Source organism: Streptomyces sp. CCM_MD2014 (genome assembly GCF_000772045.1).
GTDB lineage: Bacteria > Actinomycetota > Actinomycetes > Streptomycetales > Streptomycetaceae > Streptomyces > Streptomyces salinarius.
On sequence record NZ_CP009754.1, the window covers coordinates 766788 to 793737 of the forward strand.

The 26950-nt window shown below is 73.1% G+C and carries 23 protein-coding genes and 1 pseudogene; 13 read left to right on the top strand and 11 right to left on the bottom strand.

Features of this window, described 5'->3' with window-relative positions; genetic code table 11:
* Window positions 1-93: 93 nt before the first annotated feature.
* From NI25_RS03540 to NI25_RS03560, 5 genes are all read right to left on the bottom strand, one after another.
* Window positions 94-945, bottom strand: a complete 852-nt coding sequence (locus tag NI25_RS03540) for a universal stress protein (RefSeq protein WP_061441022.1) — start codon at window positions 943-945, stop codon at window positions 94-96.
* 26 nt (window positions 946-971) lie between these two features.
* Window positions 972-1874 carry a universal stress protein gene (locus tag NI25_RS03545; RefSeq protein ID WP_061441023.1) on the bottom strand — a complete coding sequence of 301 codons (903 nt, stop codon included), beginning with the start codon at window positions 1872-1874 and terminating at the stop codon, window positions 972-974.
* A gap of 168 nt (window positions 1875-2042) precedes the next feature.
* Window positions 2043-2780: an FAD:protein FMN transferase gene (locus NI25_RS03550; RefSeq protein ID WP_107071612.1), complete on the bottom strand. Its 738-nt coding sequence runs from the start codon at window positions 2778-2780 to the stop codon at window positions 2043-2045.
* On the bottom strand, window positions 2773-3216 hold the full coding sequence (locus tag NI25_RS03555; RefSeq protein ID WP_061446732.1) for an FMN-binding protein: 444 nt from the start codon (window positions 3214-3216) through the stop codon (window positions 2773-2775). Before NI25_RS03555 ends, NI25_RS03550 begins: the two co-directional genes overlap by 8 nt.
* A gap of 8 nt (window positions 3217-3224) precedes the next feature.
* Window positions 3225-4595 (bottom strand): ferric reductase-like transmembrane domain-containing protein, encoded by a 1371-nt coding sequence (locus NI25_RS03560; protein ID WP_061441024.1) that lies wholly within the window; start codon window positions 4593-4595, stop codon window positions 3225-3227.
* A gap of 145 nt (window positions 4596-4740) precedes the next feature.
* Here NI25_RS03560 and NI25_RS03565 point away from each other — a divergent pair, with 145 nt between their 5' ends.
* The 3 genes from NI25_RS03565 (at window position 4741) to NI25_RS03575 (ending at window position 7633) form a co-directional block, all read left to right on the top strand.
* Window positions 4741-5472: a response regulator transcription factor gene (locus NI25_RS03565; RefSeq protein ID WP_061441025.1), complete on the top strand. Its 732-nt coding sequence runs from the start codon at window positions 4741-4743 to the stop codon at window positions 5470-5472.
* Entirely contained in the window at window positions 5469-6935 is a 1467-nt protein-coding gene (locus NI25_RS03570) for a sensor histidine kinase (RefSeq protein ID WP_061441026.1), read from the top strand. Before NI25_RS03565 ends, NI25_RS03570 begins: the two co-directional genes overlap by 4 nt.
* 164 nt (window positions 6936-7099) lie before the next feature.
* Complete coding sequence (locus tag NI25_RS03575; RefSeq protein ID WP_061441027.1) at window positions 7100-7633, top strand: ester cyclase; 534 nt, start codon at window positions 7100-7102, stop codon at window positions 7631-7633.
* 39 nt (window positions 7634-7672) lie between these two features.
* Here the strand turns inward: NI25_RS03575 and NI25_RS03580 are convergent, their stop codons facing one another.
* Window positions 7673-8275, bottom strand: a complete 603-nt coding sequence (locus tag NI25_RS03580) for a DUF4383 domain-containing protein (RefSeq protein WP_061441028.1) — start codon at window positions 8273-8275, stop codon at window positions 7673-7675.
* A 165-nt stretch (window positions 8276-8440) separates the two neighbouring features.
* Between NI25_RS03580 and NI25_RS03585 the strand changes: the two genes are divergently transcribed.
* The 8 genes from NI25_RS03585 (at window position 8441) to NI25_RS03620 (ending at window position 18759) form a co-directional block, all read left to right on the top strand.
* Entirely contained in the window at window positions 8441-9400 is a 960-nt protein-coding gene (locus tag NI25_RS03585; protein ID WP_233520672.1) for a hypothetical protein, read from the top strand.
* Window positions 9401-9421: 21 nt separating this feature from the next.
* Entirely contained in the window at window positions 9422-10993 is a 1572-nt protein-coding gene (locus NI25_RS03590; protein ID WP_061441029.1) for an SDR family oxidoreductase, read from the top strand.
* 48 nt (window positions 10994-11041) lie between these two features.
* Entirely contained in the window at window positions 11042-12415 is a 1374-nt protein-coding gene (locus NI25_RS03595; RefSeq protein ID WP_061441030.1) for a cryptochrome/photolyase family protein, read from the top strand.
* An 11-nt stretch (window positions 12416-12426) separates the two neighbouring features.
* Complete coding sequence (locus NI25_RS03600; RefSeq protein ID WP_061441031.1) at window positions 12427-13923, top strand: cryptochrome/photolyase family protein; 1497 nt, start codon at window positions 12427-12429, stop codon at window positions 13921-13923.
* Window positions 13924-14059: 136 nt separating this feature from the next.
* Window positions 14060-15202 (top strand): polyprenyl synthetase family protein, encoded by a 1143-nt coding sequence (locus NI25_RS03605; RefSeq protein ID WP_061441032.1) that lies wholly within the window; start codon window positions 14060-14062, stop codon window positions 15200-15202.
* Entirely contained in the window at window positions 15199-16770 is a 1572-nt protein-coding gene (crtI, locus tag NI25_RS03610) for a phytoene desaturase family protein (RefSeq protein WP_061441033.1), read from the top strand. Before NI25_RS03605 ends, crtI begins: the two co-directional genes overlap by 4 nt.
* Window positions 16757-17752: a phytoene/squalene synthase family protein gene (locus tag NI25_RS03615; RefSeq protein ID WP_061441034.1), complete on the top strand. Its 996-nt coding sequence runs from the start codon at window positions 16757-16759 to the stop codon at window positions 17750-17752. The genes crtI and NI25_RS03615 overlap by 14 nt, the downstream gene beginning before the upstream one ends.
* On the top strand, window positions 17749-18759 hold the full coding sequence (locus NI25_RS03620; protein ID WP_061441035.1) for a DUF5914 domain-containing protein: 1011 nt from the start codon (window positions 17749-17751) through the stop codon (window positions 18757-18759). Before NI25_RS03615 ends, NI25_RS03620 begins: the two co-directional genes overlap by 4 nt.
* A gap of 13 nt (window positions 18760-18772) precedes the next feature.
* On the opposite strand, the gene NI25_RS03625 is transcribed toward NI25_RS03620, so the two are convergent.
* The 5 genes from NI25_RS03625 to NI25_RS03645 form a co-directional block, all read right to left on the bottom strand.
* Entirely contained in the window at window positions 18773-20341 is a 1569-nt protein-coding gene (locus tag NI25_RS03625) for an FAD-dependent oxidoreductase (protein WP_061441036.1), read from the bottom strand.
* Complete coding sequence (locus NI25_RS03630) at window positions 20338-21078, bottom strand: methyltransferase domain-containing protein (RefSeq protein WP_061441037.1); 741 nt, start codon at window positions 21076-21078, stop codon at window positions 20338-20340. The genes NI25_RS03625 and NI25_RS03630 overlap by 4 nt, the downstream gene beginning before the upstream one ends.
* Window positions 21075-22292: a lycopene cyclase family protein gene (locus NI25_RS03635; RefSeq protein WP_061446733.1), complete on the bottom strand. Its 1218-nt coding sequence runs from the start codon at window positions 22290-22292 to the stop codon at window positions 21075-21077. The genes NI25_RS03630 and NI25_RS03635 overlap by 4 nt, the downstream gene beginning before the upstream one ends.
* 239 nt (window positions 22293-22531) lie before the next feature.
* Entirely contained in the window at window positions 22532-23791 is a 1260-nt protein-coding gene (locus tag NI25_RS03640) for an NAD(P)/FAD-dependent oxidoreductase (protein ID WP_061441038.1), read from the bottom strand.
* Window positions 23792-24027: 236 nt separating this feature from the next.
* On the bottom strand, window positions 24028-25035 hold the full coding sequence (locus tag NI25_RS03645) for a MerR family transcriptional regulator (protein WP_061441039.1): 1008 nt from the start codon (window positions 25033-25035) through the stop codon (window positions 24028-24030).
* A 161-nt stretch (window positions 25036-25196) separates the two neighbouring features.
* On the opposite strand from NI25_RS03645, the gene NI25_RS03650 reads away from it, so the two are divergent.
* Both NI25_RS03650 and NI25_RS03655 read left to right on the top strand, forming a co-directional pair.
* Complete coding sequence (locus NI25_RS03650) at window positions 25197-25805, top strand: sigma-70 family RNA polymerase sigma factor (RefSeq protein ID WP_061441040.1); 609 nt, start codon at window positions 25197-25199, stop codon at window positions 25803-25805.
* Between the two features lie 105 nt (window positions 25806-25910).
* Window positions 25911-26767 (top strand): annotated as a pseudogene (locus NI25_RS03655) (DUF4397 domain-containing protein).
* The last annotated feature ends 183 nt before the right edge of the window (window positions 26768-26950 follow it).

Genomic DNA, 26950 nt, shown 5'->3' on the forward strand with positions numbered 1-26950 from the left:
CCACAACTCCAGACTGTCCCCGGCAGCACGGACGCCGCTTGGGCCGGTCGGCCCCCGCCCGCCGCTTGTCGGCCCTCGGCCCGCTCGGCGTGCTCACGTCCGCTCCGGCACGACGACGACCGGGCAGGCCGAGCGGTGCAGGACGGCGTGGGCGACCCGGCCGAGCCGCCCCTGGGTGCGACGGCCGATCACCAGCAGGCCGGCTTCCGCCGAAGCGGCGGGCAGCACCGCGCGTGCCGGGCCCTCGACGGTGTGCCGGCGCACGGCGACATCGGGCGGCGCGTCTTCCAGGGCTGCTTCCAGTTCCCTGGCTGCCCGCTCCTCGTACAGCCGGGCGGGTTCTCCCGTCAGCAAGGGATGGTCGATCGTCTCGTGGGCGGGACAGCGCCAGGCCCGAACGGCCGCAAGGGGCACATGACGCAGACGTGCTTCCGTGAAGGCGAGCCGCAGGACGGACGCCGCCGGCTCGCCGACACCGACGACGACGCGGCCGTCCCGTCCTCCGAGGGCGTGGTTGTCGTGGTTGCCGCGCAGCACGACGACCGGGCAGTCGCTCCCGGCGGCCACGGTCCGGCTCACGGAGCCCAGCAGCCTGTCGGCGATGCCACTGCGGCCTCGGCTGCCCACGATGATCATGGACGCGTTGCGCCCCGCGCAGACCAGGGCGTGCTCGGCCTCGTCGAGCACCGTCTCGGTGGTGACGACGAGATCGGGATGCCGTCGCCGGGCACGCCGGGCGGCGGCGTCGAGGATGTCGTCGGCCCTCGTGTCGGCGGGGGTCCCGTCCAGCTCGCGGGCGAGGGCGGCGCCCTCGTACCGCTCCCACAGGGTCCCGCAGACCACCAGGAGGGGAACTGTGTGCAGGGTGGCCTCGTCGGCCGCCCAGTCGACGGCTCGCAGGCTGGGCTCCGAGCCGTCGACCCCGACCACCAGAGGCAGATACATGACGCCCTCCTCTCGACCGAAATGCGTCAGGGATGCGCCACGACGGCGACGGGTGCACCGACGTGGTGCAGCACCGCGCGGGCGACCGCACCGATGTGCGCGCCGAGCGGGGCGGGCCGGATGCGCCGCCCGACGACCACCAGGGACGCCTCCTGCGAGGCGTCGACCAGAAGGTGGGCGGGGCTGCCGGGGCGGGACACCTCGACGACCTCGACATCGGGGTACGTCTGCCGCCAGGGCAGGAGCAGCCGGGTGAGGTCGGCGGCCTTCCTGCGGGCCACCCCTTGGTCGGCCACCACACCCGCGGCCAGTGAAGGGTAGTAGGGCGGTGGCTGCCAGCCGCTGACCACGTGCACGGCCGTGCCGCGGCGCTGTGCCTCGTCGAAGGCGAAGGCGAGCACACCGTCGTCGGGACTGCTGACGTCGAGTCCGACGACGACCGGCCGGAAGGCGGTGGCCGCGGACGGCACACCGACGCAATCCGTGACGTGTTCGTCGGCCTCCTGCTCACCCGCACGCACGAGTACCACGGGAGCATCGCTGTGGGCGATCACGGACTGTCCGACGGAACCGGCCAGGAAGCCACCGAGTCCGCTGAGCGCGCGCGTGCCCAGGACCAGCAGTTCCACCCCGTCGGCGTCCCTGACCAGCGTGTCCGCCGGTGGGCCGGACCGCTGGTCACTGGTCACCACGACACCGGGGTGGCGCAGCCGGAGCCCATCGCCCACTTTCTGGGGGACACGCTCCGTCCAGTGCTGGTGGGTCTTCGCGCCGAGGACCGGATCCTGGGCCAGGACCGCTGGAGCCGGCTCCCACACGTGGAGCAGGCGTACCGGCAAGTCGCGCAACTCCGCCTCACGGGCCGCCCACTCGGCGGCGGCGTGACTCTGGGGCGAGCCGTCGATTCCCACCGTGATCGTGCGGGTCATGTCGCACACCTCCCGTGTCGGCCCTTCCGACTCCAGCGTGTCGCGCGACGGAGGCGCCGGGGTAGGGGCCACTCGTCCCCGGACGCGACCGAGGGTCCCTTCGGCCAGCCCCTGCGGCCGAACCGGAGGTCGGCATCGGTCCCGACGCCCGGCGGGCCGCCTTCACGCTCAGCCCTTGCCGGTCGTCCAGGTCTGTCCGTCCGGCATCACCGCGAAGGCGGCGACGCCGGGCAGGGTGCCCAGCCACCCGCGGGCTTCGGCGCCCATGCAGTACGCAGCCGTCGCGAGCACGTCGGCCTCCGTGAGCGAAGGAGCGGTCACGGTCAGCGAGGCGAGGCCGTCCGTGGGCGGCGCGCCGGTGCGCGGGTCCACGATGTGGCATCCCCGCTCGCCGGGTCCGGACGTGGCGATTGCCAGCGGGCCTCCGGGCGACTCGACCACCGCGGCGCAGGTGCCGGGCCGGAGGGGATGGGTGATGCCTACGCGCCAGGGCCCGCCGTACAGTTGCACGTCCCCTCCCCCGTTGAGACACACGTGCTCCGCCCCCGCCTCGCGGAGCAGAACCGCAGCACGCTCCACCGCCCATCCCTTGACGAGACCGCTCGGGTCGAAGTCGCCCGAGTGCCACGCCGCGAACCGGCCGCCGGTGCGCCGGTGGGCGTCCGCACACAGGGCGAGGATTTCGCGCAGTTCCGGCTGCCACTCCCCGGGCACGGGCCGCCCGTGCCTGACGCGACTGACGGCGCTGTCCGTCCGAAAGGGCGAGAAGACCTCGTCGACGTGGTGCAGCAGGCTTTCGGCCGCGTCGAGGGCCCGGCGGAGGCTGGGCGCGGGTTCGGCGCGCACCGTGCAGGTAAACACCGTGCCCATCGTGTGCACCACGCGGTGCAGTTCCGGCTCAGGCACGAGCCTGGTCCAGCGCGCTCTGCAGAGAGCTCATGTAGCCCTCGCTCGTGTAGGTCGCGCCCGAGACCGCGTCGAGGTGGGCGCTCTGGGCGTCCACCGTCTCCTTCATGAGAGCGGGCACCGCCGAGGCGTTGATCTGCCGGCTGCGGGGATCGCCGCCGGGAGACTGCACGGCGCGCGCGGCGACGATCCGCGAACCGTCGAACGTGAGCTGCACCTGAACGGGTCCGTAGCGGGTCTGGACCGTGGGGCCTGTGACCGTACGGGTTCCCGAGGAGGTTCCCCCCGTGCCGGTGCCGCTGCTCGGCGTGGGCGTCGTGGCGGGCGGCAGGGCGCCGACCGGCGGATGGTGGGGCTTGAGGGACAGCGCGAGGACCGTCACGGTGACGGTGGCGGCGCAGGTCAGCGCGGTGCGGCGGACGGGGTGGGCGCGCATGGCGGGGCTCACAGTTCGAAGGACTCGTGGTGGATGCGGGACGCGGGCACCCCGGCGTCACGCAGGGCGTCGTACACGGCCAGGGACAGTCCCCTCGGCCCGCACAGGTACACGTCTTGCCGGTCGATGTCCGGCACGATCGCCGTGAGCCGTTCCGCGGTGATCCGGACGCGCGAGCCGTCCGGGTTGTTGAGGACGTACACGAGACGGGCTCCGCGTGCGGCGGCGACGGCTTCCAGTTCCCCGCTCAGCGCCAGCTCGTGCGGGGTGCGCGCCCGGTAGAGCAGCGTCAGGTCGCCGGGCGCGGCGGGCAGCGTCTCGAACAGCGTGCGCAGCGGGGTGATCCCGGTGCCGCCCGCGATCAGCAACACCTTGCGGCGGCTGCGTCGTGCCGCGGTGAGGGCGCCGTACGGCCCTTCCGCCCACACCCGGGTGCCGGGGCGGAGGGCGGCGACGGCCGCACTGTGATCGCCGAGCGTCTTGACGGTGATGCGCATCAGGTCGTCGCGCGGCACGGCCGAGAGCGAGTACGGATGGCTGGCGCCCCGCATGCCGGGGGTCAGGAAGCGCCAGCGCAGGAACTGCCCCGGCCGGGCGTCGAGCCGGTCGAGCCGGCGACCCCGCATCCAGACGGAGTACACACCGGGCGCCTCGGGCACGACGGCCTCGACATGGATCCGGTGCCGGAGATTGAGCCGCACCGGGATGAGGACCCGGAAGTACAGGACCAGGCAGGCCACGGAGACGTACAGCGTGTACCAGGCGGCGCGGGCAGGCGGGTTGCTCACGAAGTCCGCCCCGACGGCCAGCTGGTGCGAGAACCCGAGGAAGACCGCCGCGTACGTGAGAAGGTGCAGGTGGTACCAGGTCTCGTAGCGCATCCGGCGACGTACCGCGCGCACCGAGGTGTAGCCGACGGCGAGCAGTATCAGGGCGCCTGCCGTGGCTTTGAGCATCTCCGGCAGATCGAACACGATCGTGCCGAGTTCTCTCAACGCCCCCACCTGTGCCTGTGCCGCATAGCCGAGGACGATCAGCAGGATGTGCGCCAGGAGCAGGCCGATGGTCCAGCGACCCGCCGAGGCGTGCCAGCGCGCGGCACGGTCGCTGCCCACCCGGCTCTCCAGCCACGGCACCCGCGCCATCAGGGCGACCAGCAGGGCGCACATGTAACCGCACAGGAGCCCCGTGATGCGCCCCGCACCGGTGAGCCAGCCGGCCGCGCCGACGACCGAGCCCGTGTCCCTCCACCACAGCGCGAGTACGGCGATGCCTCCTGCCCACGCGGCCGCCTGGAGCGCCGCGGCCGGTGATGCCCGCCACGGCGTGGCGGGGGCGCGGTGCCGCGCCGGGGGCGGTCGGTCGGTCGCGGTGGCCATGGACGTCTCCTCGGGCAGGGGCTGTCCACTGTGGCGCCGCGACCTCTGAGCCGGCTCTGAGCCGCACCCCGACCGTGACGGTACGAGGGGGCGCAGAAGACGTTCAGAGGAAATCCAGAGGGTTACGGGGGATGCTGGGACGGCCATGAACACACCCAGCGCAGTCCTGACCCGTGCCGACGGCACCCCCGTGCGCGTCCTCGTCGTCGACGACGAACCCGATCTCGCCGAGGTCGTCACCGGGGCCCTGCGCTACGAGGGCTGGGACGTCCGCGCGGCGGCCTCGGCGGATGCCGCCGTCCGTGAAGCCCGCGCCTTCCGGCCCGACGCCGTCGTCCTGGACATCATGCTGCCGGACCGCGACGGGCTGTCGGTCCTGCGCGACCTGCGCGCCGAGCAGCCGCACGTGTGCGTGCTGTTCCTCACGGCGCGGGATGCCGTCGAGGACCGCATCACCGGGATCACGGCGGGCGGCGACGACTACGTGACCAAGCCGTTCAGCCTCGGGGAGCTAGTCGCGCGACTGCGCGGCCTGCTGCGCCGCGCCGGGATGACACGCGAGCGGGCGACCGACTCCCTGCTCGTGGTCGGGGACCTGGAACTGGACGAGGACGCGCACGAAGTCACCCGGGGCGGCGATCTGATCGACCTGTCGCCGACCGAGTTCCAGCTGCTGCGCTGCCTCATGCGGCACGCTCGTCAGGTGTTGAGCAAGACGCAGCTTCTCGATCTGGTCTGGTCCTACGACTTCGGAGGCGGTGCCCACGTCGTCGAGCTGTACATCTCGTACCTTCGCAAGAAGATCGACTCGGGCCGCGCCCCGATGATCCACACGGTGCGGGGCGCCGGATACGTCCTGAAGCCGGCGCCCCAGTGAGGTGGACGCGCCTTCGTACGCTGCGCGCCCGCCTGACCGCCGGGCTGCTCGTGCTGCTCGCCGTCGCGTGCGCCACGGTGGGCGGGGCGGCCGTACTGGAACTGAACGGGTTCCTCACCGACCGCCTCGACCAGCAGCTGGCCGACACGGGCAGCGCTTTCGCGGCGAGTCTGGAGCACCCGGACACGGACCACGACGACCACGACGGAGACGAACGCGGTGACACCCGCCGCCAGGCCGCCGAGACGCTGGGGGTCCGGATCGCGGACGGCCGGGTGACCAACGCCGCCGTGGTCCGACAGGGCGACGCACCGGCTGACGTGGTCACCCTCGAGGTCGACGCCGACGACGCCCGGGCCCTCGCGGCTGTGCCCACGGACGGACAGGGCCACAGCGTCGAGCTGACCGGCCTCGGCGACTACCGGGTGAGGGCATGGCAGGGGCGGGACGGCGACACGCTGATCACCGGCCTGCCGCTGGAGCCGGTCGAAGCGGCGGTCCACCGGCTCGAACTCGTCGCGGGCAGCGTCTTCGGGCTGGCGCTCGTCGGTGCCGGCGTCGCGGGTGCGCTCTGGGTGCGCTGGTCCCTGCGCCCCCTCAGCCGCATCGCCGACACCGCGACCCGGGTCAGTGAGCTTCCCCTCGCGAGCGGGACGGTCGCGCTGCCCGCGCGCGCCCCCGACACCCGGCCACGCAGCGAGGAGGTCGACCAGGTCACCACCGCGTTCAACCGGATGCTGGGACACGTGGAGCATGCCCTGACCCAGCGCCAACGCAGTGAGGAACGTCTTCGCAGCTTCTCCGCCGACGCCAGTCACGAACTGCGCACCCCCGTGGCCTCGGTGCGCGGTCACGCCGAGCTGGCCCTGCTCCACCGCGGCCCCCTGCCACCCGAGGTGGGCCGCGCGCTGGAGCGGATCGCCGCGGAGTCGGCCCGGATGGGCGCCATGGTCGACGACCTCCTCCTGCTCGCCCGCCTGGACGCCGGCCGCCCCCTGGAGGACGAACCCGTCGACCTGACGCGGCTCGTGCTGGACGTGGTCGACGACGCGCGCGCCGCCGGTCCGGATCACCGATGGTCCCTGGAACTGCCGCGGGAGCCGGTCATCGTGTCGGGCGACCGGCACCGCCTTCACCAGCTTCTCGCGAACCTCACGGCCAACGCCCGGCTGCACACACCTCCCGGTACCGCGGTGACCGTGGGCGTACGGCGGGACGACGACGGCACGGCCTGCCTCACGGTGACCGACGACGGGCCGGGTGTCCCGCCCGCCCTGCGCGACCACCTCTTCGACCGCTTCGTCCACGGAGACGGCCCCCGCGGCGCCGACGGGGGCGGCACGGGGCTCGGGCTGTCCATCGTCGCCGCGGTGGCCGCCGCACACGGCGGCAGCGCGACTGTCACCGGCGGCCCGGGCACCACCACGTTCACCGTGCGCCTGCCACGACGACCGCCCGGGTAGCCCGGCCGGCACTAGAGCGCAGCGTCGCAAGGGCCACGGACCGTGGCCGCCGGGGTGCGCCGGACGTGCTGAGGATCCAGTCTGGAAAGGAAACCGGCAGTGGTTCCGTCAGGCACTCCGCCGGGCTTCCGGCGCGTGCCCTCCACCGACTTCAGGAGGCGGCCGTGAATGCAACAGCGCACAGCGTCGACCCGGTCGACGTGGCCCGAGCGGCGTTCCGGTCCGTGGCCGCCGGGCATCTGGACCACTTCACCGAACTCCTCCACGAGGATGTCGTCTTCGACGTCGTCCCCGTGGGTCTGCGCCGGGGCCGGCAGGCTGTGCGGCGGTACTTCGAAGAGGTCCGCCTGGCCATGCCCGACCTGGTGATGACCATGGAACACGCCGTCGGAGACGACCGGTACGCAGCGGTGGAATGGCGCATGACCGGTACCTTCGACGGAGCGCCGTACCAGGGTCTCGCCCCCACGAAACGGCACATCGCCCTGCAGGGTGTCGACTTCGTCGAAGTGGACACCGGACGCATCCGGCGTTCCCGAACCATCTTCGACGGCGCCGAACTGGGCCGCCAGATCGGCCTCCTCCCCTCCCGCGGTTCAGCGGCCGACCGTGCCACGACCAGGGCGTTCAACGTGAAGACGCAGGTGACCGACCGCTGGCGGGAGCGTCACGCGCGTCAACGCAGCCACGCTCCGTAGCCCCCGCCGGGCGCATCGGCCCCGCACGCGGGCCGGCCGTCAGCGCATCCCGTTCCTGGGAGGACGCCAGGCGGGTGATCGTGGTGCCCTCGCGCCCTCGGGGTCCTGTCCTGCGGGCAGAGCGTGCCCGCCCCGTTCCGCGTCCGGCAGGGCGGCGGCCGCCTCTCGTTCCCGAGCCGCCTGCTCGGGATGACGACGCTGCCAGTAGGGGTTGTCGTGCGACAGCTTGCTGGACACCCGGCCGTACATGCCGAACGTGGCGATGACCAGTCCCATGACGAAGCTGAAGATCACGTTGGTCATCCCGAAGTCGAGGACGTTGGCGCGACGGTCCAGTACGAAGACGTGGAAGAACCCGCTCAGGACGAAGAGCGCGCCGACCGTCATGTTGAGGACCGAGGCGAAGTTGCCGCCGACGGCCGCGCCGGCGAGCAGCGTGAGGCCGACGACGGCGGAGATCACGCTGAGCGCGACGTTGGTGGTCATGCCGGCGATCGTGTCGCCCGCGGTGTCGAACGGGCTCAGCGCGTCCGCGAAGCCGAGACATGCGAAGACCAGCAGGACCAGCCCGCAGAAGCCCGCACCGTAGCGGTAGACGGTGGCCAGATGGTGATCGACGGGCATTTCGTCTTTTAGCCTCATGTCCGCTGTTTCCGCGTGTGTGCTCGCTTCGGATGCATGTCCGGCGACAGGGTCCCGGGCCGGTACCGGGGCGTGCATCCGCCGCGGACCCTGTGTCCGAAGTGGGCAGTGACGACCTGGTGCGCGCAGCGGCCGCACCGCCCGGCCTGCCGGCAGGAGACGCTCATGCACGAGGTGGCGACGGACCAGGCGTTCGACGCGCGCGGCCGGCGGCACGACGACGGCGTCGGTGACCGTCCGGCGCCGGAGCCGGTGATACGGCAGGTACCGCTCACCTGGCGCGGCCTGGGTCTGGACACGATGGCGTCGCTGCTGGTGGAGTCCTTCGCCCGCCTCGGCAGGCGCTGCTTCGCGGCCCGTTGCCAGTGGCCCCGCCTGCATCCGCTGAACGAACGCGCGCTGGGCGCGGTGGCGCACCATCCGCTGATCATGGCGGAGTCCGCCCGGCAGCTCGCCCTCGCACTGGAGTACGGCCGTCCTCCGGGAGCGGTTCGTGCTCGGCTCGAACCCGTCTCGGTCCGCCTGGGACTGCGGCTGCGGTCGTGGCCCGTGGAGCGGGGCGGCGCCACCGACGTGGACGTGCGGATGAGCGTGAGCGATCTGGTGACCGTGGCCGGTCGGCCCGTGTCCCATCGCGTCACGGCCGAGTTCCTGCACACGGGGGAATCCTTCGGGTCGTGCACCATGCGGTTCGCCCGCCCGGCGGGCTCGGCGGTACCCGTGGAGGGAGCACCGCTTCCGGGTCTGCTGCATCCCCCGGCGGCCGCGGTCGGTGCCACGGCCGACGGTGACGTGATGCTGGCGCGAGCACCTCAAGGACGACTGGTGACCGCCCCGCGCGACCCCGGGCACCCGGTGCTCCTGGCCGGCCGGCCGGCGCGCATGCCCCTGTTGGCGGTCCTGGAGGCGGGGCGGCAGGCGGTTCTGCTGGAGAGTGGGATGACGGCTGCCGCGGTGATCGGACTGCGGGCGGACGTGTGCGCACCGGTGCCGTCGCGCGGCGCCCTGATCGAGACCTCGGCGGAACCGGGCGGATCCCGGTTCCTGGTCACGGCCGCGGGCCGCCGCGACGGGCGCGGTGACGTTGTGGGGCAAGTGATCGGAAGTCCCGGCATGGTGTGGTGAACGGACTGGAAGGAAAGAGCCGTGGCGGCGAACGGACGGCAGGACCAGCAACGACTGCTCTGTCTGGTGACCGGGGCCTCCGGGTACGTCGGCGGACGCCTCGTGCCGGAGTTGCTGGGGGCCGGTCACCGGGTGCGGTGTCTGGCCCGCACCCCGGCCAAACTCCGTGACCAGCCCTGGGCGTCCGATGTCGAGAGCGTGCGGGGAGACGTCACCGACCCGCGTTCCGTCGCCGAGGCCATGCGCGGCGTCGACGTCGCCTACTACCTGGTGCACGCCCTCGGGTCGGGCTCCGGCTTCGAGGACACCGACCGTCGTGCGGCGCGCGTCTTCGCCCAACAGGCGTACGAGGCGGGCGTGCGGAGGATCGTCTACCTGGGTGGTCTGACTCCGCGGGGCGTTCCCGAACGCACGCTCTCCCCTCATCTGCGGTCACGCGCGGAGGTCGGCCGCATCTTCCTCGACGCCCCCGTGCCCGCCACCGTGCTGCGGGCCGCTGTGGTCATCGGATCGGGGTCGGCGTCCTTCGAGATGCTGCGCTACCTGACCGAGCGGCTTCCCGTCATGGTGACGCCCAGTTGGGTGCACACCCGTACCCAGCCCATCGCGATCCGCGACGTGTTGCACTACCTGGTCGGGTCGGCCACCATGCCGGACAACGTCGACCGCGCCTTCGACGTCGGAGGGCCGGACGTGCTCACCTACCGCGAGATGATGCGCCGCTACGCCACCATGAGCGGGCTCCGGCGGCGGATCATCGTGCCGGTTCCGGTGCTCACTCCCGGGTTGTCCAGCCACTGGGTCGGCCTCGTCACGCCGGTCCCGGCCGCCCTCGCGCGGCCCCTGACGGAGTCCCTGCGTCATGAGGTGGTGTGCCAGGAGCACGACATCGCCCGGTACGTCCCTGACGCTCCCGGCCGGCCCCTGCCGTTCGACGAAGCCCTGGCGCTGGCCCTGCGTCGGGTCCGGGAGGCCCAGGTGGTCACGCGCTGGTCGTCCGCCTCGGTCCCCGGAGCCCCCAGTGATCCCCTGCCCACCGACCCCGACTGGGCCGGCGGCAGTCTGTACCAGGACGAGCGGGAACTGCGGGTCGACGCGTCTCCGGAAGCCCTGTGGAAAGTGGTGGAGGGCATCGGCGGGGACAACGGCTGGTACTCCTTCCCGCTGGCCTGGGCCGTCCGCGGCTGGCTGGACCGGTTCGTCGGCGGTGTCGGGCTGCGCCGCGGCCGGCGGGACGCCCAGCACCTGCGGGTCGGCGACTCGCTGGACTTCTGGCGGGTCGAGGAGATCGAACCGGGACGGCTGCTGCGGCTGCGTGCGGAGATGCGGCTGCCGGGACTGGCGTGGCTGGAGATGCACGTCGAGACGGACGCGGAAGGCCGTACCCGCTATCGGCAGCGTGCCCTGTTCCATCCGCGTGGGCTGCTCGGCCACGCCTACTGGTGGTCCGTGTCCCCCTTCCATGCCGTTGTCTTCGGCGGCATGGCGCGCAACATCGGTCAGGCCGCCGCCAAGGGCCTGACCACCCGCAGGAGTGATGACCGTTCGCGGCGCATCCGGCGTCGACGCAGCCCGCGAAGTGTGGAGCACTGAGCCTTCGTCCAAGCACCACTCAAGCACCACTGCGCCAGGAGTGACGCCATGACCGTCGCGGTCGTCCTGTTCACCTCGGACCTGCGTCTGCACGATCACCCGCCTCTGCACGCCGCGCTCGAGGCGGCGGACGAGGTGGTGCCGCTGTTCGTCCTCGACGCCGGCATCCACGAGGCGGGGTTCGACGCCCCCAACCGCAGGGCCTTCCTCGTCGACTGTCTCAGCGACCTCGACTCCTCGCTGCGCCGCCGCGGTGGCCGGCTCGTGGTCCGCGACGGACCGGTCGTCCGGGAGGTCCGCGCGGTCGCCGCCCGGTGCGGGGCCACCGAGGTGCACGTGGCCGCGGGTGTCACCGCGTACGCCCAGCACCGCGAGGAACGGCTGCGCGAGGGGCTGGGCGAGGACGGCGTCGCACTGCGCGTGCACGAGACGGTGATCACCGCCGTCGCCCCGGGGGCGGTGACGCCCTCCGGCTCGGACCACTTCGCGGTGTTCACTCCCTACTTCCGCCGCTGGTCGCAGGTCTCGTCGAGAAAGCCCCTGGCCGCTCCGCGCACCGTGCGTGTGCCGGACGGAGTCCGCGGCGAGCCGCTGCCCGACCGCGCGGACGTGGCCGGTGCCTCGCCCGGTCTTCCGGCCGGAGGGGAGACGGCCGGGCGCGACCGGTTCGCACGGTGGTCGCGCTCTGGACTGTCCCGCTACGAGGAGCGGCACGACGACCTCGCGGACGATGCCACGTCCCGGCTGTCGCCGTACCTCCACTTCGGTGCGCTCTCCCCGCTGGAACTCGTCCACCGGGCCCGCGCGCACGGCGGGCCCGGCGCGGAGGCGTTCGTCCGCCAGGTGTGCTGGCGGGACTTCCACCACCAGGTGCTGGCGGCCCGGCCCGAGGCGTCGGTGAAGGACTACCGCACCCGGCACGACCGCTGGCGTGACGAGGAGGACGCCGCCGAGGACATCGTCGCCTGGCGGGGCGGACGGACGGGTTACCCGGTCGTCGACGCGGCCATGCGCCAGTTGCGTCACCAGGGCTGGATGCACAACCGGGCACGGTTGCTGGTGGCGAGTTTCCTGACCAAGACGCTGTACGTCGACTGGCGGATCGGCGCCCGGCACTTCCTGGACCTCCTCGTGGACGGCGATGTCGTCAACAACCAGCTCAACTGGCAGTGGGTCGCCGGCACCGGCACCGACACCCGCCCCCACCGCGTCCTCAATCCGCTCGTCCAGGCCAAGCGGTTCGACCCGGACGGCACGTACGTACGGCGCTGGGTCCCCGAACTCAGGAGTGTGACCGGCAGGAAGGTGCACGAACCCTGGCGCCTGTCGGCAGCGGAACGAGGAGAACTCGACTATCCGGACCCGCTCGTCGACCTCGCCGACGGGCTCGCGCGCTTCAAGCACGCCCGCGGCCGGGACTGAGGGGACGCGTCGTGCACTGGCTCTTCGGTGACCAACTGGGTCCGCACTTCCTCACGCCGGGCGAAGGGGGACCCGGACCGGAAACCCGGTTGCTCATGATCGAGGCGCGCTCCGTCTTCCGGCGGCGCCGATTCCACCGGGCCAAGGCCCACCTGGTGCTGTCCGCGATGCGCCACCGCGCGGCCGAACTGGGCGACCGCGTCACGTACGTGCGTGCCGACACCTACCGTCAGGGCCTCGAACGGGCGGCGCGCGGGCGCCCGGTCGGCGTCCACCACCCCACCTCGCACGCGGCCCTGCGCCTGGTGCGCACCCTGCCCGGAGTGACGGTGGGCCCCGCCCGCGGCTTCCTCGTGCCGTTGGCCGACTTCACCGCCTGGGCCGACGGCCACGGCGGCAGGCGCCTGCGGCAGGAGGACTTCTACCGCTGGGTCCGCCGCGGGCACGACCTGCTCATGGACGGCGAGCAGCCCGCGGGAGGACGGTGGAACCTCGATCACGACAACCGGGAACCCCCGCCCCGCGAGGCCACCTCACTCCAGGTCGGCCGCCCGTACCGGCCCCGCGAGGACGACATCGACGAGGAGGTCCGCGACGACCTCGACCGCTGGGAGCGCGAGGGCGACGTTTCCTTCGTCGGACGGGACGGGCCCCGCCTGTTCCCCGCCACCCGGGCGGAGGCGCGACGGGCACTGCGGCGTTTCGTCGAACGCCGGCTCGCCACGTTCGGGCCCTACGAGGACGCCATGCTCGCCGGCGACCCCGCGATGAGCCACAGCCTCCTCTCGTCCTCCCTGAACCTCGGCCTGCTCGACCCGGCCGAGTGCGTCGAACGGGCAGAGCGTGCCTGGCGCGAGGGTCTGGCGCCGCTGAACAGCGTGGAGGGCTTCGTGCGGCAGATCGCCGGCTGGCGCGAGTACGTCTGGCAGGTGTACTGGTACTTCGGCGAGGACTACCGGCGCTCCAACACGCTCCGGCACACCGCGCCGCTGCCGGACTGGTGGAGCGGCCTGGACGCGGACGCCGTGCGGGCGAACTGCCTGCGCACGGTCTTGGCCCAGGTGCGGGACACGGGCTGGACGCACCACATCCCCCGACTGATGATGCTCGGCAGTCACGCGCTCCAGCGGGGCTGGGACCCCGCCGCCGTCACGGACTGGTTCCACCGCTGCTTCGTGGACGGCTACGACTGGGTCATGCTCCCCAACGTCGTCGGCATGTCCCAGTACGCCGACGGCGGCCGGATGACCACCAAGCCCTACACGTCGGGCGGCGCGTACGTGAACCGCATGAGCGATTTCTGCGGCCCGTGCGTCTACCGGCCAGGCGAGCGCACCGGCGAGCACGCGTGTCCGTACACCGCCGGCTACTGGGCGTTCCTCGACCGGCACCGGGAACTATTGGCCGGCAATCAGCGCGTGGCCCGGCCGGTGCGGCAGTTGGACCGGCTCGGCGACCTTCCGGAGGTACTCGAACAGGAGCATGCGCGGGGTGACACACCGCCTTGAACCTCTCACCGTTGCGCCGGCGGGGTGAAGTCGGACCGGACCCGGCGCCGGAGCGGGCACAAGTCAGTGCATCCGCAACAGGGCACCCGGTGGAAGCAGTGGCGTGCGGACAACCAAGAGTGAGAAGGGGCTGCGCATGCCTGGACTGCCGCCGATGGTGGCCCCACCGGCCGAACGGGTCGACGACCCCCTCACCGCGTCCGACGCGGCGAACGCGGTCGGCACCGTCCTCGAGGAGGTACTGGACGAACGACTGCGGCACTCCCGTGCCGTCGACCCCGTCTTCGCCCGGGAGCTGGCCGACCGTCTCGCGGCGCTGACCGCGCGGGGTGGAAAGCGGCTGCGTACCGCGTTCGCCCACTGCGGCTGGCTCGCCGCGGGCGGCTCAGGAGACGCCACGGCCGTCCTGCGAACGGGAGCCGCACTCGAACTGCTCCAGGCGTGCGCTCTGATCCACGACGACGTGATGGACGGCTCGGTACAGCGACGCGGCGCACCGGCCCTGCACGTCGACCTGGCCCGCAGGCACTGGGCAGCGGGCATGCACGGCTCGTCGGAGTCCTTCGGCACCTCCGCCGCCGTCCTGACCGGTGACCTGGCCCTCGCCTGGGCGGACGATCTGCTGGCCGAGACGGCACTCGGTACGCCGCACGGCACACGCCTGCACGGCGAGTGGCGGGCGATGCGCACCGAGATGGTCGCCGGGCAGTACCGCGATCTGCACGCGCAGGCCGCCCGGTCCTCCGGCGTCGACGAGGCGCTGACCATCGCCACCTTGAAGAGCGCCCTGTACACCGTCGCGCGGCCCCTCGCGCTGGGAGCCGTGCTGGCCGGAGCCGACGGGGACGCACTGGACGCGCTGCGGGCGGCCGGCCGGTGCGCCGGGCTGGCCTTCCAACTGCGCGACGACCTCCTGGGCGCCTTCGGCGACCCCACGCTGACCGGGAAACCGGCCGACGACGACCTGCGCTCCCGCAAGCTCACCTACCTGCTCGCCGTCGCCGTCCGGCTCGCCGATGCCGCCGATGACCACTTGTCGGCCGCGGCGCTGGCTCCGGACGCGGACCCGAAGTCCGACAGGGCCGTCCGGCAGGTGCGGTCCGCGCTGGTGCGCACCGGTGCCCGGGACCTGGTCGAGGCGAAGATCGGGGAGCTGACGGACATGAGCCTCGCGCACTTCGACCGCTGCGGCGCGCGCCCGGCCGTGCGGCACGAGTTCGCCGCGCTGGTCGGGCGGGCCACGGGCGCGGTCCCGCGTGGTGACGGGGAGGTCGCGTGAAGCGGGTACCGGGGCCGACCGACCACGTCGTCGTGGTCGGGGCCGGGCTGTCCGGGCTGGCGTGCGCCCTGCACCTGCTGGGTGCGGGCCGCAGGGTCACCGTCGTCGAACGGGACGCCGTCCCCGGCGGCCGGGCCGGCCGGGTGCGGCGGGCCGGCTACGAGATGGACACCGGTCCCACGGTGCTGACCATGCCGCACCTGGCCGACGAGGCGTTCGCCGCCGTCGGGGACAGCCTCCACCGCCGCGTCGGGCTGACGGCTCTGGATCCGGCCTACCGGGCCTGTTTCGCGGACGGGTCCTCACTCGACGTGCACACCGACGGCGAGGCGATGGAGGCCGAGGTGCGCCGCTTCGCCGGACCTGCGCAGGCGGCCGGTTACCGCGACCTGCGGCAGTGGCTCGAACGGCTGTACCGGGTGCAGATGCGCCGTTTCATCGACACCAACTTCGACTCCCCCCTCCAGCTGCTGCACCCGGACCTGGCCCGGTTGGCGGCACTGGGGGGGTTCGGACGCCTGGACGGCCGCATCGGCCGCTTCCTGTCCGACGAGCGCCTGCGCCGCGTCTTCTCCTTCCAGGCGCTGTACGCCGGGGTGGCCCCCGCCCGCGCACTCGCTGCCTACGCGGTGATCGCCTACATGGACACGGTGGCCGGCGTCTGGTTTCCCAAGGGCGGCATGCACGCACTCCCCCGAGCCATGGCCGACGCGGCGGCGGACGCGGGTGCCGATCTGCGCTGGACGGCCGAAGTGGACACGCTGGAGCGGTCCGCGGGCCGGGTACGGGCCGTCCGCCTGGCCTCCGGCGAGCGCATCGCCTGCGACGCCGTGGTGCTGACGTGCGAACTGCCCGTCGCCTACGGGCTGCTGGGACGGGCACCCCGGCGTCCGGCACGGCTGCGGCACTCGCCGTCCGCCGTGATCCTGCACGCGGGCACCGACCGCACCTGGCCGCACCTGGCCCACCACACCATCTCCTTCGGCGCCGCGTGGGAGCGCACCTTCGAGGAGCTGACCCGTACCGGAGAGCTGATGAGCGACCCGTCCTTGCTGATCACCCGCCCCACCACGCACGACCCGGCCCTGGCACCGCCCGGGCGCCACCTCCACTACGTCCTGGCGCCCTGTCCCAACACGCACGTCGGTCCGGAGGCGGCCGCGTGGCGTGACCTCGGCCCGCGCTACCGCGACAGCCTGGTCGGCGTATTGGAAAAGCGGGGGCTGGAGGGGTTCGCGGACAGTGTCCAGGAGGAGCTCCTGGTGACGCCGCTCGACTGGGACGCGCAGGGCCATGCGGCGGGCAGCCCCTTCTCGGTCTCCCACACCTTCGCCCAGACCGGCCCCTTCCGCCCGCGCAACCTCGTACGAGGGCTGGACAACGTGGTGCTCGCGGGCTGCGGGACCGCCCCGGGAGTCGGCGTTCCGACCGTACTGGTCAGCGGCAAGCTCGCCGCCGCGCGTATCACCGGCGGCGCCCGCTCCCGGCCCGCCCGAACGCGTCGGTACCCGGCCGTTCCCGCCGCGTATCCCGCCCCGGCCCCGGCAGGTACCGATGAGCCGTCGTGAACTGGACGCGGCGGGGATCACCGATCCCCTGCTGCGCGCCGCCTACACCCGGTGCCGCCGGCTCAACGCCCGCCACGGCAAGACCTACTTCCTGGCCACCCGCCTGCTGCCACTCGAACGCCGCTCCGCCGTGCACGCCCTGTACGGCTTCGCCCGCTGGGCGGACGACATCGTGGACGACCTCGACCGGCACCGCACGCCCGAGGAACGCGACCGGTTGCTGCGGCGCCTGGAGAGCGACCTGGCCGACGGGCTGCTCACCCGGGCGGGCCGCGAACCCGTGGTCAGGGCCGTGGCGGACACCGCCGACCGGTACGGCATCGATCATGCGCTCTTCGCCGACTTCCTGTCCTCGATGCGGGCCGACCTGACCGTCACCCACTACCCGACCTTCGCCGATCTGCAGGGGTACGTGCACGGTTCGGCGGCGGTCATCGGCCTGCAGATGCTGCCGGTCCTCGGCACGGTCAGGGCCCGGGAGGAGGCGGCGCCGCACGCGGCGGCGCTCGGCGTGGCGTTCCAGCTCACCAACTTCCTGCGCGACGTCGGTGAGGATCTCGACCGCGGGCGGGTCTACCTGCCCGGTGATCTGCTGGCCGCGCACGGCGTGGACCGGTCCCTGCTGGAGTGGAGCAGGCGTACCGGGCGCCGCGACCGCCGCATCCGGGCCGCTCTCATGGCGGCGGAGGCCATGACGCGGCGCGTGTACCGGACGGCGGAGCCGGGCATCGCCATGCTCGATCCGCGGGTGCGTCCCTGCATCCGTGCCGCGTTCACCCTCTACGGCGGGATTCTCGACGCGATCGCCGAGCAGGATTACAGCGTGCTGCATCGTCGTGCGGTGGTGTCGCGCCGGCGTCGGGCGGCAACGGCCGCTGCCGGGGTGCTGCGCGTAGCCGGTGCCCGGTTGCGTGCTCGTACGGAGGACCGCGTGGCTCGGGCAGGAGCGTCGGCAGTCGAACGGAAGGGTCCGGTGCGGTGAGTGGTCGAGGGAACGGCAAGCGGTGGTCGCCACCCTTGCGCCGACGTGCTTCCGGTCCCCACTGGGCGGCTCAGACTCCGACGTGGCGACAGGCACGTCCCGCGCTCATCGCCGACGCGCTCAAGAGGGCGTCCGCCCGTCCGTCCGGCAACTGGTTCGTGGTCGGCGCCTCCCGGAACGTGCGCGCGGGCGACCGGCCCTACGGCCGGACGGTCGGTGGTGTGGAGGTCGTGCTGTGGCGGTCGGAGGACGGCGAGCCCCATGCCGGTGAGGGCATCTGCCCGCACCTGGGTGCTCCGCTGCGCGACAGCCGGGTGGTGTGCGGCACGCTGGTCTGCCACTGGCACGGGCTCGCCCTGGACGGTTCCGCGTCCGCGGGCTGGCGGCCGTTCCCGGTGCACGACGACGGCGTACTCGTCTGGGTGCGGCTGGACGAGGTGGGCGGCGAGGAGCCCGGCGCGCGGCCCGTCGTGCCCGCCCGGCCCGTGACGGGCCGTGGGGTGGACGCGGTGTTCACGGCGGTGGGGCGGTGCGAACCGCAGGACGTGGTGGCCAACCGGCTCGATCCGTGGCACGGCTCGTGGTTCCATCCGTACTCGTTCGTCGACCTCTCGGTGGCGCGGGAGCCGCAGGGGGACGAGGACGACGCCTTCGTCGTCGACGTCTCCTTCCGGGTGGCCGGGCGGCTCGTGGTCCCGGTGCGGGCCGAGTTCACCGCGCCGGAGCCGCGCACGGTCGTCATGCGCATCACCGACGGGGAGGGCGCCACGTCCGTGGTGGAGACGCACGCGACGCCGCTGACCGGGCCGGACCACGAGCGTCCGCGCACCGCCGTGGTCGAGGCGGTCGTCGCCGCCTCGGACCGGCCCGGCTTCGCCGTGGCCCGGGCCGCGGCCCCCGTGCTGCGCCCGCTGATGCGCCGTACGGCCGGACGGCTGTGGCGCGACGACCTTGCCTACGCCGAACGGCGCTGGACGCTGCGCAGCACCGGTCGGTTTCCCGGCTGAGGGCGGCCGCCGGTCAGGGCGCCGAGTGGCGCCCTGCGGCGGCCCCGAGCGCTCGCAGCACGGACGACCGCCCCGTCCGGGGAACCGTCCACAGGGTCTGGCCGCGCACTCCACGGTCGGCGAGCAGGGCGTTCGCGGCCAGGAAGCCGGTGGTGGCGGCCCGTTCCATGAGGGCGACGGGCAGGTCGCAGCGGATTCCGTCGCCGGCCAGGGTCAGCCACGGGTGGGGGGTGCGCACGGTGGGGCGCAGCCGGTGGGAGCCGACCTCGAACAGCGGGCAGTCCGAGCGCCACTCGTGCCGGGCGTCGACGACGCGCGCCTCACGGGTTTCCGGGTACACCTGGTGCAGCCGGTCGACGAGTTCGTCCTGCACCTGCTTCGGTTCGGCCGCCGGGTCCACGGCGTAGGCGTGCAGTTCCACGACCGATCCCCCGCTCCGCGCGGCCCAGCGGGCGGCCTCGCCCTCGTACCGCTCCAGGACGCTGACGTTGTCCAGTCCGTCGAAGCCGCTGGTGCCGAGGAACCCGGGCCGGTCGGCGTCGACCGGCCGGTCGAGCCAGAGCCGCGAGACGAGGAACGGCGGCGCGGTGCGCAGGGCCGCGATGCCGTCCCGCCAGGCGTCGGTGCCCAGGCCGGGTGACGCTGCGACGGTCTGCCGCAGCCCCGCGGTGTCGAGGGCCAGTACCACCGCCTGGTGGCGGTCGGCACCGGTGTCCGTGATCACGTCCGCTCCGCCGCCGTCGCGCGGACGGACCCCTTGCACAGGGGTTCCGGTGCGCACGTCCACTCCGAGGCGCCGGAGGTAGTCGCCCAGCGGGTCCCACAGTGCCTGGGGGAAGGGTTCGTCCGGTACGTCGAAGAGCAGGCCCTCGGCCGATCCGAGGAAGTAGATGTGGAACATCAGCAGCAGTTCCGCGGCGGACAGGCGCCGCGGATCGGCGAAGAAGCTGCGGGAGAACACCTCGAAGGCCAGGTGGTGCGCCGCTTCGGGGAAGCGCACGCCTTCCAGGAAGCCGGTGGCGGTGACGGTGTCGAAGCGTTCGTAGACCTCGGGCACGCGCACGTCGAGGAGCGGCAGTGCGGCCCGCGCGTCCATCGCGGCGAGGTCCCGCCACCCGAAGGTGGGGCTGAGCGCGACGAAACCGAGCGCGCTGAACGGCGGGGTCCGCGGGACACGGGCGAAGCTGTCGGTCAGACCGCCGCTGTGCCGCAGCGGGTAGTCGGGCAGCGGGGTGAGGCGCTCCAGGCCGGGGTCCGTGCGGCGGAGCAGTCCGCGGAGGTTGTAGTACTGGCGGAAGAAGGCGTGGAACCCTCGGGTCATGGTCACGGGGGTGCCGTCCGTCAGGGTGGTGCGCCGGCCGGAGAGCCGACCACCGAGTGAGTCCCCTTTCTCGTACAGGGTCACGCGGGCGCCGCGTTCGGCCATGAGCGTGGCCGCGGCCAGACCGGCGATCCCGCCGCCGATCACCGCCACGGACGGCTCGTCACCGCGTCGGAATCGGTCCGCACCGGGTGCGGGGAAGACGATTTCGGCCTTGCGGTCGCGGCCCCGTCGGGCGGCGGTGGTGCGGCGGGCGGTCACCGGACGTGCTCCTCTGTCGTCCTGGGCTCGCCGTTGCGGGCGAGGAAGGTGTGCACGATGCCCGTCTGCCATCCGGCGACGGGGGCGACGCGCACCGAGGTCAGGCCCGCCCGCGTCAGCCGGGCGGCGAACTCGGGTGCGGTGTCGAAGGCGACGACGCTGTGCCGGAGATGGCGGTAGAGGGTGCGGTCGCCGGTGAGCGTGCCCGCGGGGACGACGAGCCCGTGGCACACCGCCGACCACAAAGCCCGGTGCACCGGTGAGCCGCTGAGGCTGTACTCGTGTGCGGCGAAGCGTCCGCCCGGCCGCAGGAGTCCGCGGACGCTCCCGAGGACCGCGTCCGGGTCGGTGACGTTGCGGAACAGGTAGGCGCCGAAGACCGCGTCGAAAGGGCTCTCGCCCTCGCGGGCCGCACCGACTTCCTCGGCGGTCAGGTGGAGGAAGCGCACGCGTGCGGGCCACGGTTTGGCCAGTGCTCGGCGCAGCATGCCGGCGGACGCGTCCACGGCCGTGATCCGGGCCCGTGGGGCGGCCCTGAGCAGGGCCCGAGTGGAGGCGCCGGTGCCGCATCCGAGGTCGAGCAGGTGCAGTCCGGCTCCGTCGTCCGGGAGCGCGAGACGTCGGGCCGAGCGCAGGAGGCCCGCACGGTAGCCGGGATTGAGGGCCGTGAGGTGGTCGTAGGTGTGGGAGGCGTGGTCGAAGGCGCGGGCCAGGTCGTGGTCGCGCAGGAGCGTCATCGGGTGTGTCCTCCGGTTCGGTCGGCGGGCCGGGAGCGGCGCGGGAGGAAGGGCACTTCGGCCGCGGTGCGCAGCATCGGCCGGACGGGGGTGCGCAGCCCGATGCCCCACTCCTCCCGGAGCGAGGTCGTGCCGTCGAGGAACCTCAGCAGACGCTCGGCAGGGACCCGGCGGAACAGGTCGGTGAAGAAGCGCGGCCCGTCGATGCGACCGGTGTCCAGGGCGCGCAGCAGGATCGCGTCCATGGCCAGTGCCCGCAGCCCGTGCGGTGCCGGGAAGCGGTCGTGTCCGTCACGCAGGGCGGCGGCGATGGCCCTGCTGTGGCGTTGCACCGCGGCGAAGGTGTAGCCGGTGGCGGGACGAGTGGCACCGCCCGCGGTGCCGATACGGAACACGGCGTGCCCGGCACGCCGTGGAAAGCGGGCGTCGGTCATGGGGATGACGCCCTGCTCCGTCCGTTCCACGGTGAGTCGGCCGAGTCCGAGGATGTCGCGGCAGTAGTGCCCGAGTGCCGACTCGTACGCCGCGGTGGTCAGCACCTCGCGGGAGAACTCGGTGTACTCCACGAGCGCCCGGTCCGGCGCCAGCGGCAGGACGTAACCGAAGGCGAGCCCGTGGGCCGGCTGCGGAACCCGGAAGTCCATCAGATCCGCGACCGCGGGATCGAACCGGTCGGTGTCGGTGCGCACGAACCAGCCGCGGAAGTGCTGGAGCAGCCGCGTACGCGCCGGCGGCAGACCGGGCAGCGGCCGCGAGTCGAAGACCCTGCGGGCGGGCAGCGTCAGGGGCCGGCCTCCCGGCAGCGCGCACCGGACCTCCGCGCCCGCGGGTACGGCGCGCACCGCTTCCGCCGTCCCTCGCAGAAGGCGCGCTCCCTCCGTACGGGCCAGGCGGCCGTGGACCATTCGCTCGAAGTCCGCGGAGCGCACCATGCGGTAGGTGAACGGGGCCGGATCGACGGTGACCAAACCGCCGTCCGCGCCGTGCAGACGCAGTACGGACCAGGTGGCGCTGACCGCCTCTTCGAGGCCGTCGGTGCCCGCCCCCCAGTAGCACCAGGTGCGCTCCGCGGGGCGCAGCGGGCCGTCCGGCGGCTCCACCAGGGTCACGGCGGTGGCCGTGCCGCTCTCCGTCAGCCGGTGAGCGAGGCTGAGACCGGCCGCACCGCCACCGAGGACGAGCACGCCCGAGTCCTCGGTGCAGCGGGGTGTCACCACGGTCGCCGTTCGACGACCGGGCTTCCGTCGGAGCCCGGGTGCCGCAGCCCGCCGTGCACCTCGGAGCCGGTGGCCGGCGTGCCCGGACGGGCCCCTGCCGCTCCTGCCGCCAGGACACGCGCGACAAGCACACCCCTCGGATCCACGTCTCACCCCTCAGTACGGACAGCTATTCCGTCCGGTCGCCATGGCTTCGGGACCGAGGCCGTCCATGGATGCGGCCGGGCACCACTTCATCACTGGCGTCGCCCCTGCGGTTCCAGGTCCGCCCGTACCTCCCGCGCCGCGCGCGTACCCGACGCCAGGGCACCCTGAACGGAGCCGGTCGCCCGGTGGTCCCCGCACACGTACCTCCCTGGGCCGCGGCGGGTGGTTCGGCTCAGCGGCCAGGGCGGAAGCATCGCGGGCAGCGCGCCGTCGACGGTGCGGGCGGCGATCTGCTCCCAGCCGCTCGTGTCGGTGCCGTACAACTCGGCCAGCCGCCGGAGCACCGCCTGTGCCCTGCCGGGGAGGTCCGTGCCCAGCACGGAGGTGGAGATCAGTGCGGTGCCGGGGGGCGCGTGCGTGGGAGCGACTTGGCTGAGGACGCAGGTGTTCAGGATCGCTCCGGTGCTGTCCACCATGAGGATCGGGTCGGCCGTCGGCGGACTGTCGGTGGCGTGGTAGTAGGTGGTGACGGTGCGCGTGGCCGGAACGGACAGGTCCGGGAGCAGGCCGGCGGCGGTCGCCGGGTCCGTCGCCACCACGACCGCCCGGGCCGGCACCTCGCCACCGTCGCCGAGCAGCACTCCGGCGTCCGTGATCTCCGCGACGGGCGAACCGAGGCGCAGGACGCCGTCGGGCAGGCCCTCGGCGAGCTGGGCCGGTACGGCGCCGATGCCCTCGGCCGGCAGGCACAGGGAGCCTCGGGCCATGCTCCGCCAGACGAGGTGGAAGAACCGGGCGGAGGTCTCGAGCCGGTTCTCCAGGAAGACGCCGGACAGGAACGGCCGCAGGATGCCGGCGATCGCGGCGTCCGACAGTCCCGCCCCGGACAGGGCTGCCGCGGTCGAGCGGTCCCGGCACCGGCGGGTGACGGAGACGGGCAGAACGGCGTCCCGTGCGGTGAGTGCCGCCAGCGCGGTCAGATCGCGGGCCGACAGGGCTCGCCCCGGCAGCAGGGTCCGCGCCGCACGGGTTTCCCTGGTCGGGTCGGCGAGACGGATGGGCCCGCTCGGCGTGTGCGCCACGACGCCCGCAGTGAACGGCCTCAGTCGCAGGCCCTTCAGGGCCATACGCCGCTTCACCTGTGGATAGGAGGTGTTGAATACCTGGAATCCGCGATCCAGCAGGAAGCCGTCCCGCCGGTCCGTGCGCATACGGCCCCCGACACCGTCGGACGCCTCCAGGAGTGCCACCCGCCATCCGGCACGGCACAGGTCGAGGGCGCAGCCCAGGCCTGCCAGCCCCGCACCGACGACGACCACGTCCGCTGGGCGGCGATGTCCGTCGCTCATCTGTCTCCTCACTCGACGTCATGTCCGTGCTGCCCAGGCGATGGAGGCCGGCCGGTCGGCTCCTCAGCCTCGGCCGACGTCCCACGCAGTTCGGTACGGTCCGGGGCCGAAACCCTGTGCGAGTCGCGGCGAAACGCCCGCCGGCCGACGACCGGGCCACGACCACCAGGTCAGCGGACCACGTCACCCGGCCGATGCCCAGCCGCCACGACGAAGGACAGTCGGACGACAACACCTCACGGGTACAGCGACGACTCCAGAGCGGCGACCGCTTCGGCAAGCCCCGACGGACGCGCCAGACCTGCCACCGGCCGGCCCGCCCATCCGGGTCCCAGGGTGAGGACGACGGGCCGCCGCCGGGCTCCGCGCACGCCCCACTCCATGGCGGCCACGTGCTGGGCCAGCGGTCGGCTGGCGGTGGTGCGGGACTGCGCCCACAGTCCCACCGCGGCCGGCCCGGTCCTGCGCACCGCCGCGACGAGCGACTCGACGGGCAGCGCACCGCCGAACATCCGCACCGGGATTCCTCGCTCCGTGAGTGCCGCCGACAGTACCTCCAGCGGCAGCGTGTGGTTCTCCCCGGGCACGCAGGCAAGCACCGTGGTGGCACCGGGGCGGTCCTCGACCGTGCGGGATGTGGCGCGTCGGAGCGCCCCCGACACGTGCCAGGACAGGAAGTGCTCGACCTCGACGTACTTCTCGCCGGACGTCTCCCACTTGCGACCGACGGCCTGGAGCGTGGGCACGATCACCTCGGTCCAGGCGGCGACCAGCCCGTGTTCGGCGATTGCGGCGAGCAGCAGTTCGTCCAGGACGGCGGCGTCCAGGCGCAGGGCGGCTCTCGCGATCCCCCGGCACTCCTGTCGTACGTCGCCCAACTGCAGGCCGCTCCCCGCCCGGCTCCGACGCCCGGCGGAAGCACGACGAGCCGCGTCGGCACCTCGGGGCCGGGCAGTCGCCGTCGGGGCCTCTTCACTGCGTGCGAGCCGTGCCGACTCGGCCGGTGGCAGTCCGGTCGCCGTCAAGGCGCACATCCGCTGCAGCCTCGCCACGTCCTGCGCCGTCCAGCGCCGGTGCCGTCCATTCGTGTGCGCGTCCGGTCCCAGCCCGTACCGGCGGTCCCACGTGCGGACCGTGGTGGGCGCCACGCCCAGACGCCGGGCCACCTCGCCGGTCGTCAACCCGCCCCGGCGCGGACCGCCCTCGTCGACCGGGGCGTCACTGTCTCCCGTATGCGTGCTCACACATCCACTATACGACGCACAAACGACGCATGTTGCCTGCGTCGTTTGTGCGTCCAACACTGGAGCGACGCACCCGTCAGCCACGCAGGGCAGACCGGAGACGTGCCGCTCGGCGAACGGCCCCTCCCGTCCCCGTACGGCGCACGGCAGGAGGAACGGCCATGAACACGCGCACACGACCGACCACCACCTTGCTCTCGCCCGTGGAGGAGACGCAGTACGAGGAGGAACTGGCTCAGGGCCTCGTCAAAGCCGACGAGGAGGCGTTCGCGGCCATCTACCGGCGCTGGGGATCACTCGTGCACACCATGGCCACCCGGTCCCTCGGCGACACTCACGAGGCCGAGGACGTGACCCAGCAGGTCTTCGTCGGCGCGTGGCGCGGGCGGCGCGGTTTCCGGCCCGAACGGGGCACACTCGGCGCCTGGCTCGTCGGCATCACGCGCCGGAAGATCGTCGACGCGCTGGCGGCCAGGACACGGCGCCTGTCCCTGGTCGAGTCGGCCGGACAGGAGGTCACGCCCGCCCGTCTCGTCCAGCCGGCACCGGACGAGGTACTCGACCGCGTACTGCTCGTGGAGGCCCTGTCCCGCTTGCCGCAGGCCCAGCGAGAGGTGCTGTGCATGGCTTTCTACGAGGACCTGACACAGGCCCAGATCGCGGAACGCACGGGGGTCCCCCTGGGCACGGTCAAGAGCCACGCCCGCCGCGGCCTGCATCGGCTGCGCACGGCAGTGGAGCCGGGCACCGCGCATGACCCATGCGTCTGAACAGGTGGAGCGGAGACGCACGGGCGCATCCACGACCCCGGTCACCCGCGAAACACCTCTGAGACTGCCCAGCGGGCGGAAACTCCCCACGAAGGAATGATCCACATGACTTCCCGGACCACCATCGCCGTCGCCGCCTCGGCCGGGACCTGTGCCCTGGCCCTCGGCCTGACCGCACCCGCCGCCATGGCTGCTCCCGGACAGGCGCAGGACACGGGCCTGGTGTCCGTCTTCCACGGCATCCCCGGCATGACGGTCGACGTCTACGCCAACGGCGACGAACTGCTCAGCGACTTCGAACCCGGCACGGTGACCGATCCGCGGTCCCTCGACGCGGGGACCTACGACATCGAGGTCTTCGAGGCCGGTCAGGATCCCGACGGCACACCGGCCCTCGAGAAGGAGGTGAAGGTGACCGAAGGGGGCAACGCGACCGTCGCCGCCCATCTTTCGACCGACGGCGAGCCCCGGCTGACGACGTTCACCAATGACGTCTCGAAGACGGACGCCGGCAAGGCGCGCCTCACGGTGCGCCACGTCGCGGCCGCGCCCGCCGTGGACGTACGGGCAGGCGGGCAGCCCCTCTTCACCGACCTGGCGAACCCCGACGAGGACACCGCGTCCGTCGACGCGGGCACCGTGAACGCCGACGTCGTGCTCGCCGGCACGGACACCGTGGCCATCGGGCCGGCCGAACTGGATCTCAAGGAGGGCACGACCAACGTCGTCTACGCCTGGGGCAGCGCCGAGGACAAGAATCTGGCGCTGGCCGCCCAGACCCTCAGTGGCATGGAATCGGCGCCCAACGCGGCTCACCCGGGCGGCAACGGTGCGGCAGCAACCCCGAACTCGTCCGACCACTGGCAGGCATGGGCCGCGATGCCGGGGCGATCGCGCTGACCGGCGTCCTGGTGGGCCACCGAGCCAACGGCCAGCGGGGCGGACACCGTGCGATCGACTGACCGGGCCGGCGACGGCGGCTGGCCGCACGGACAGCCGCCGTCGCCGCCTCCGGCCGGAGGGTCGCCACCCGACACCGCAGTCACGGAGGCATCGCCCGACCGCGGCGGCCCCCGTCCTCACACGGATCATGTGTGCGCCGCCATTCGAGTCCGTGCGCGGACGCTACCCCGACTTCTCGTCGT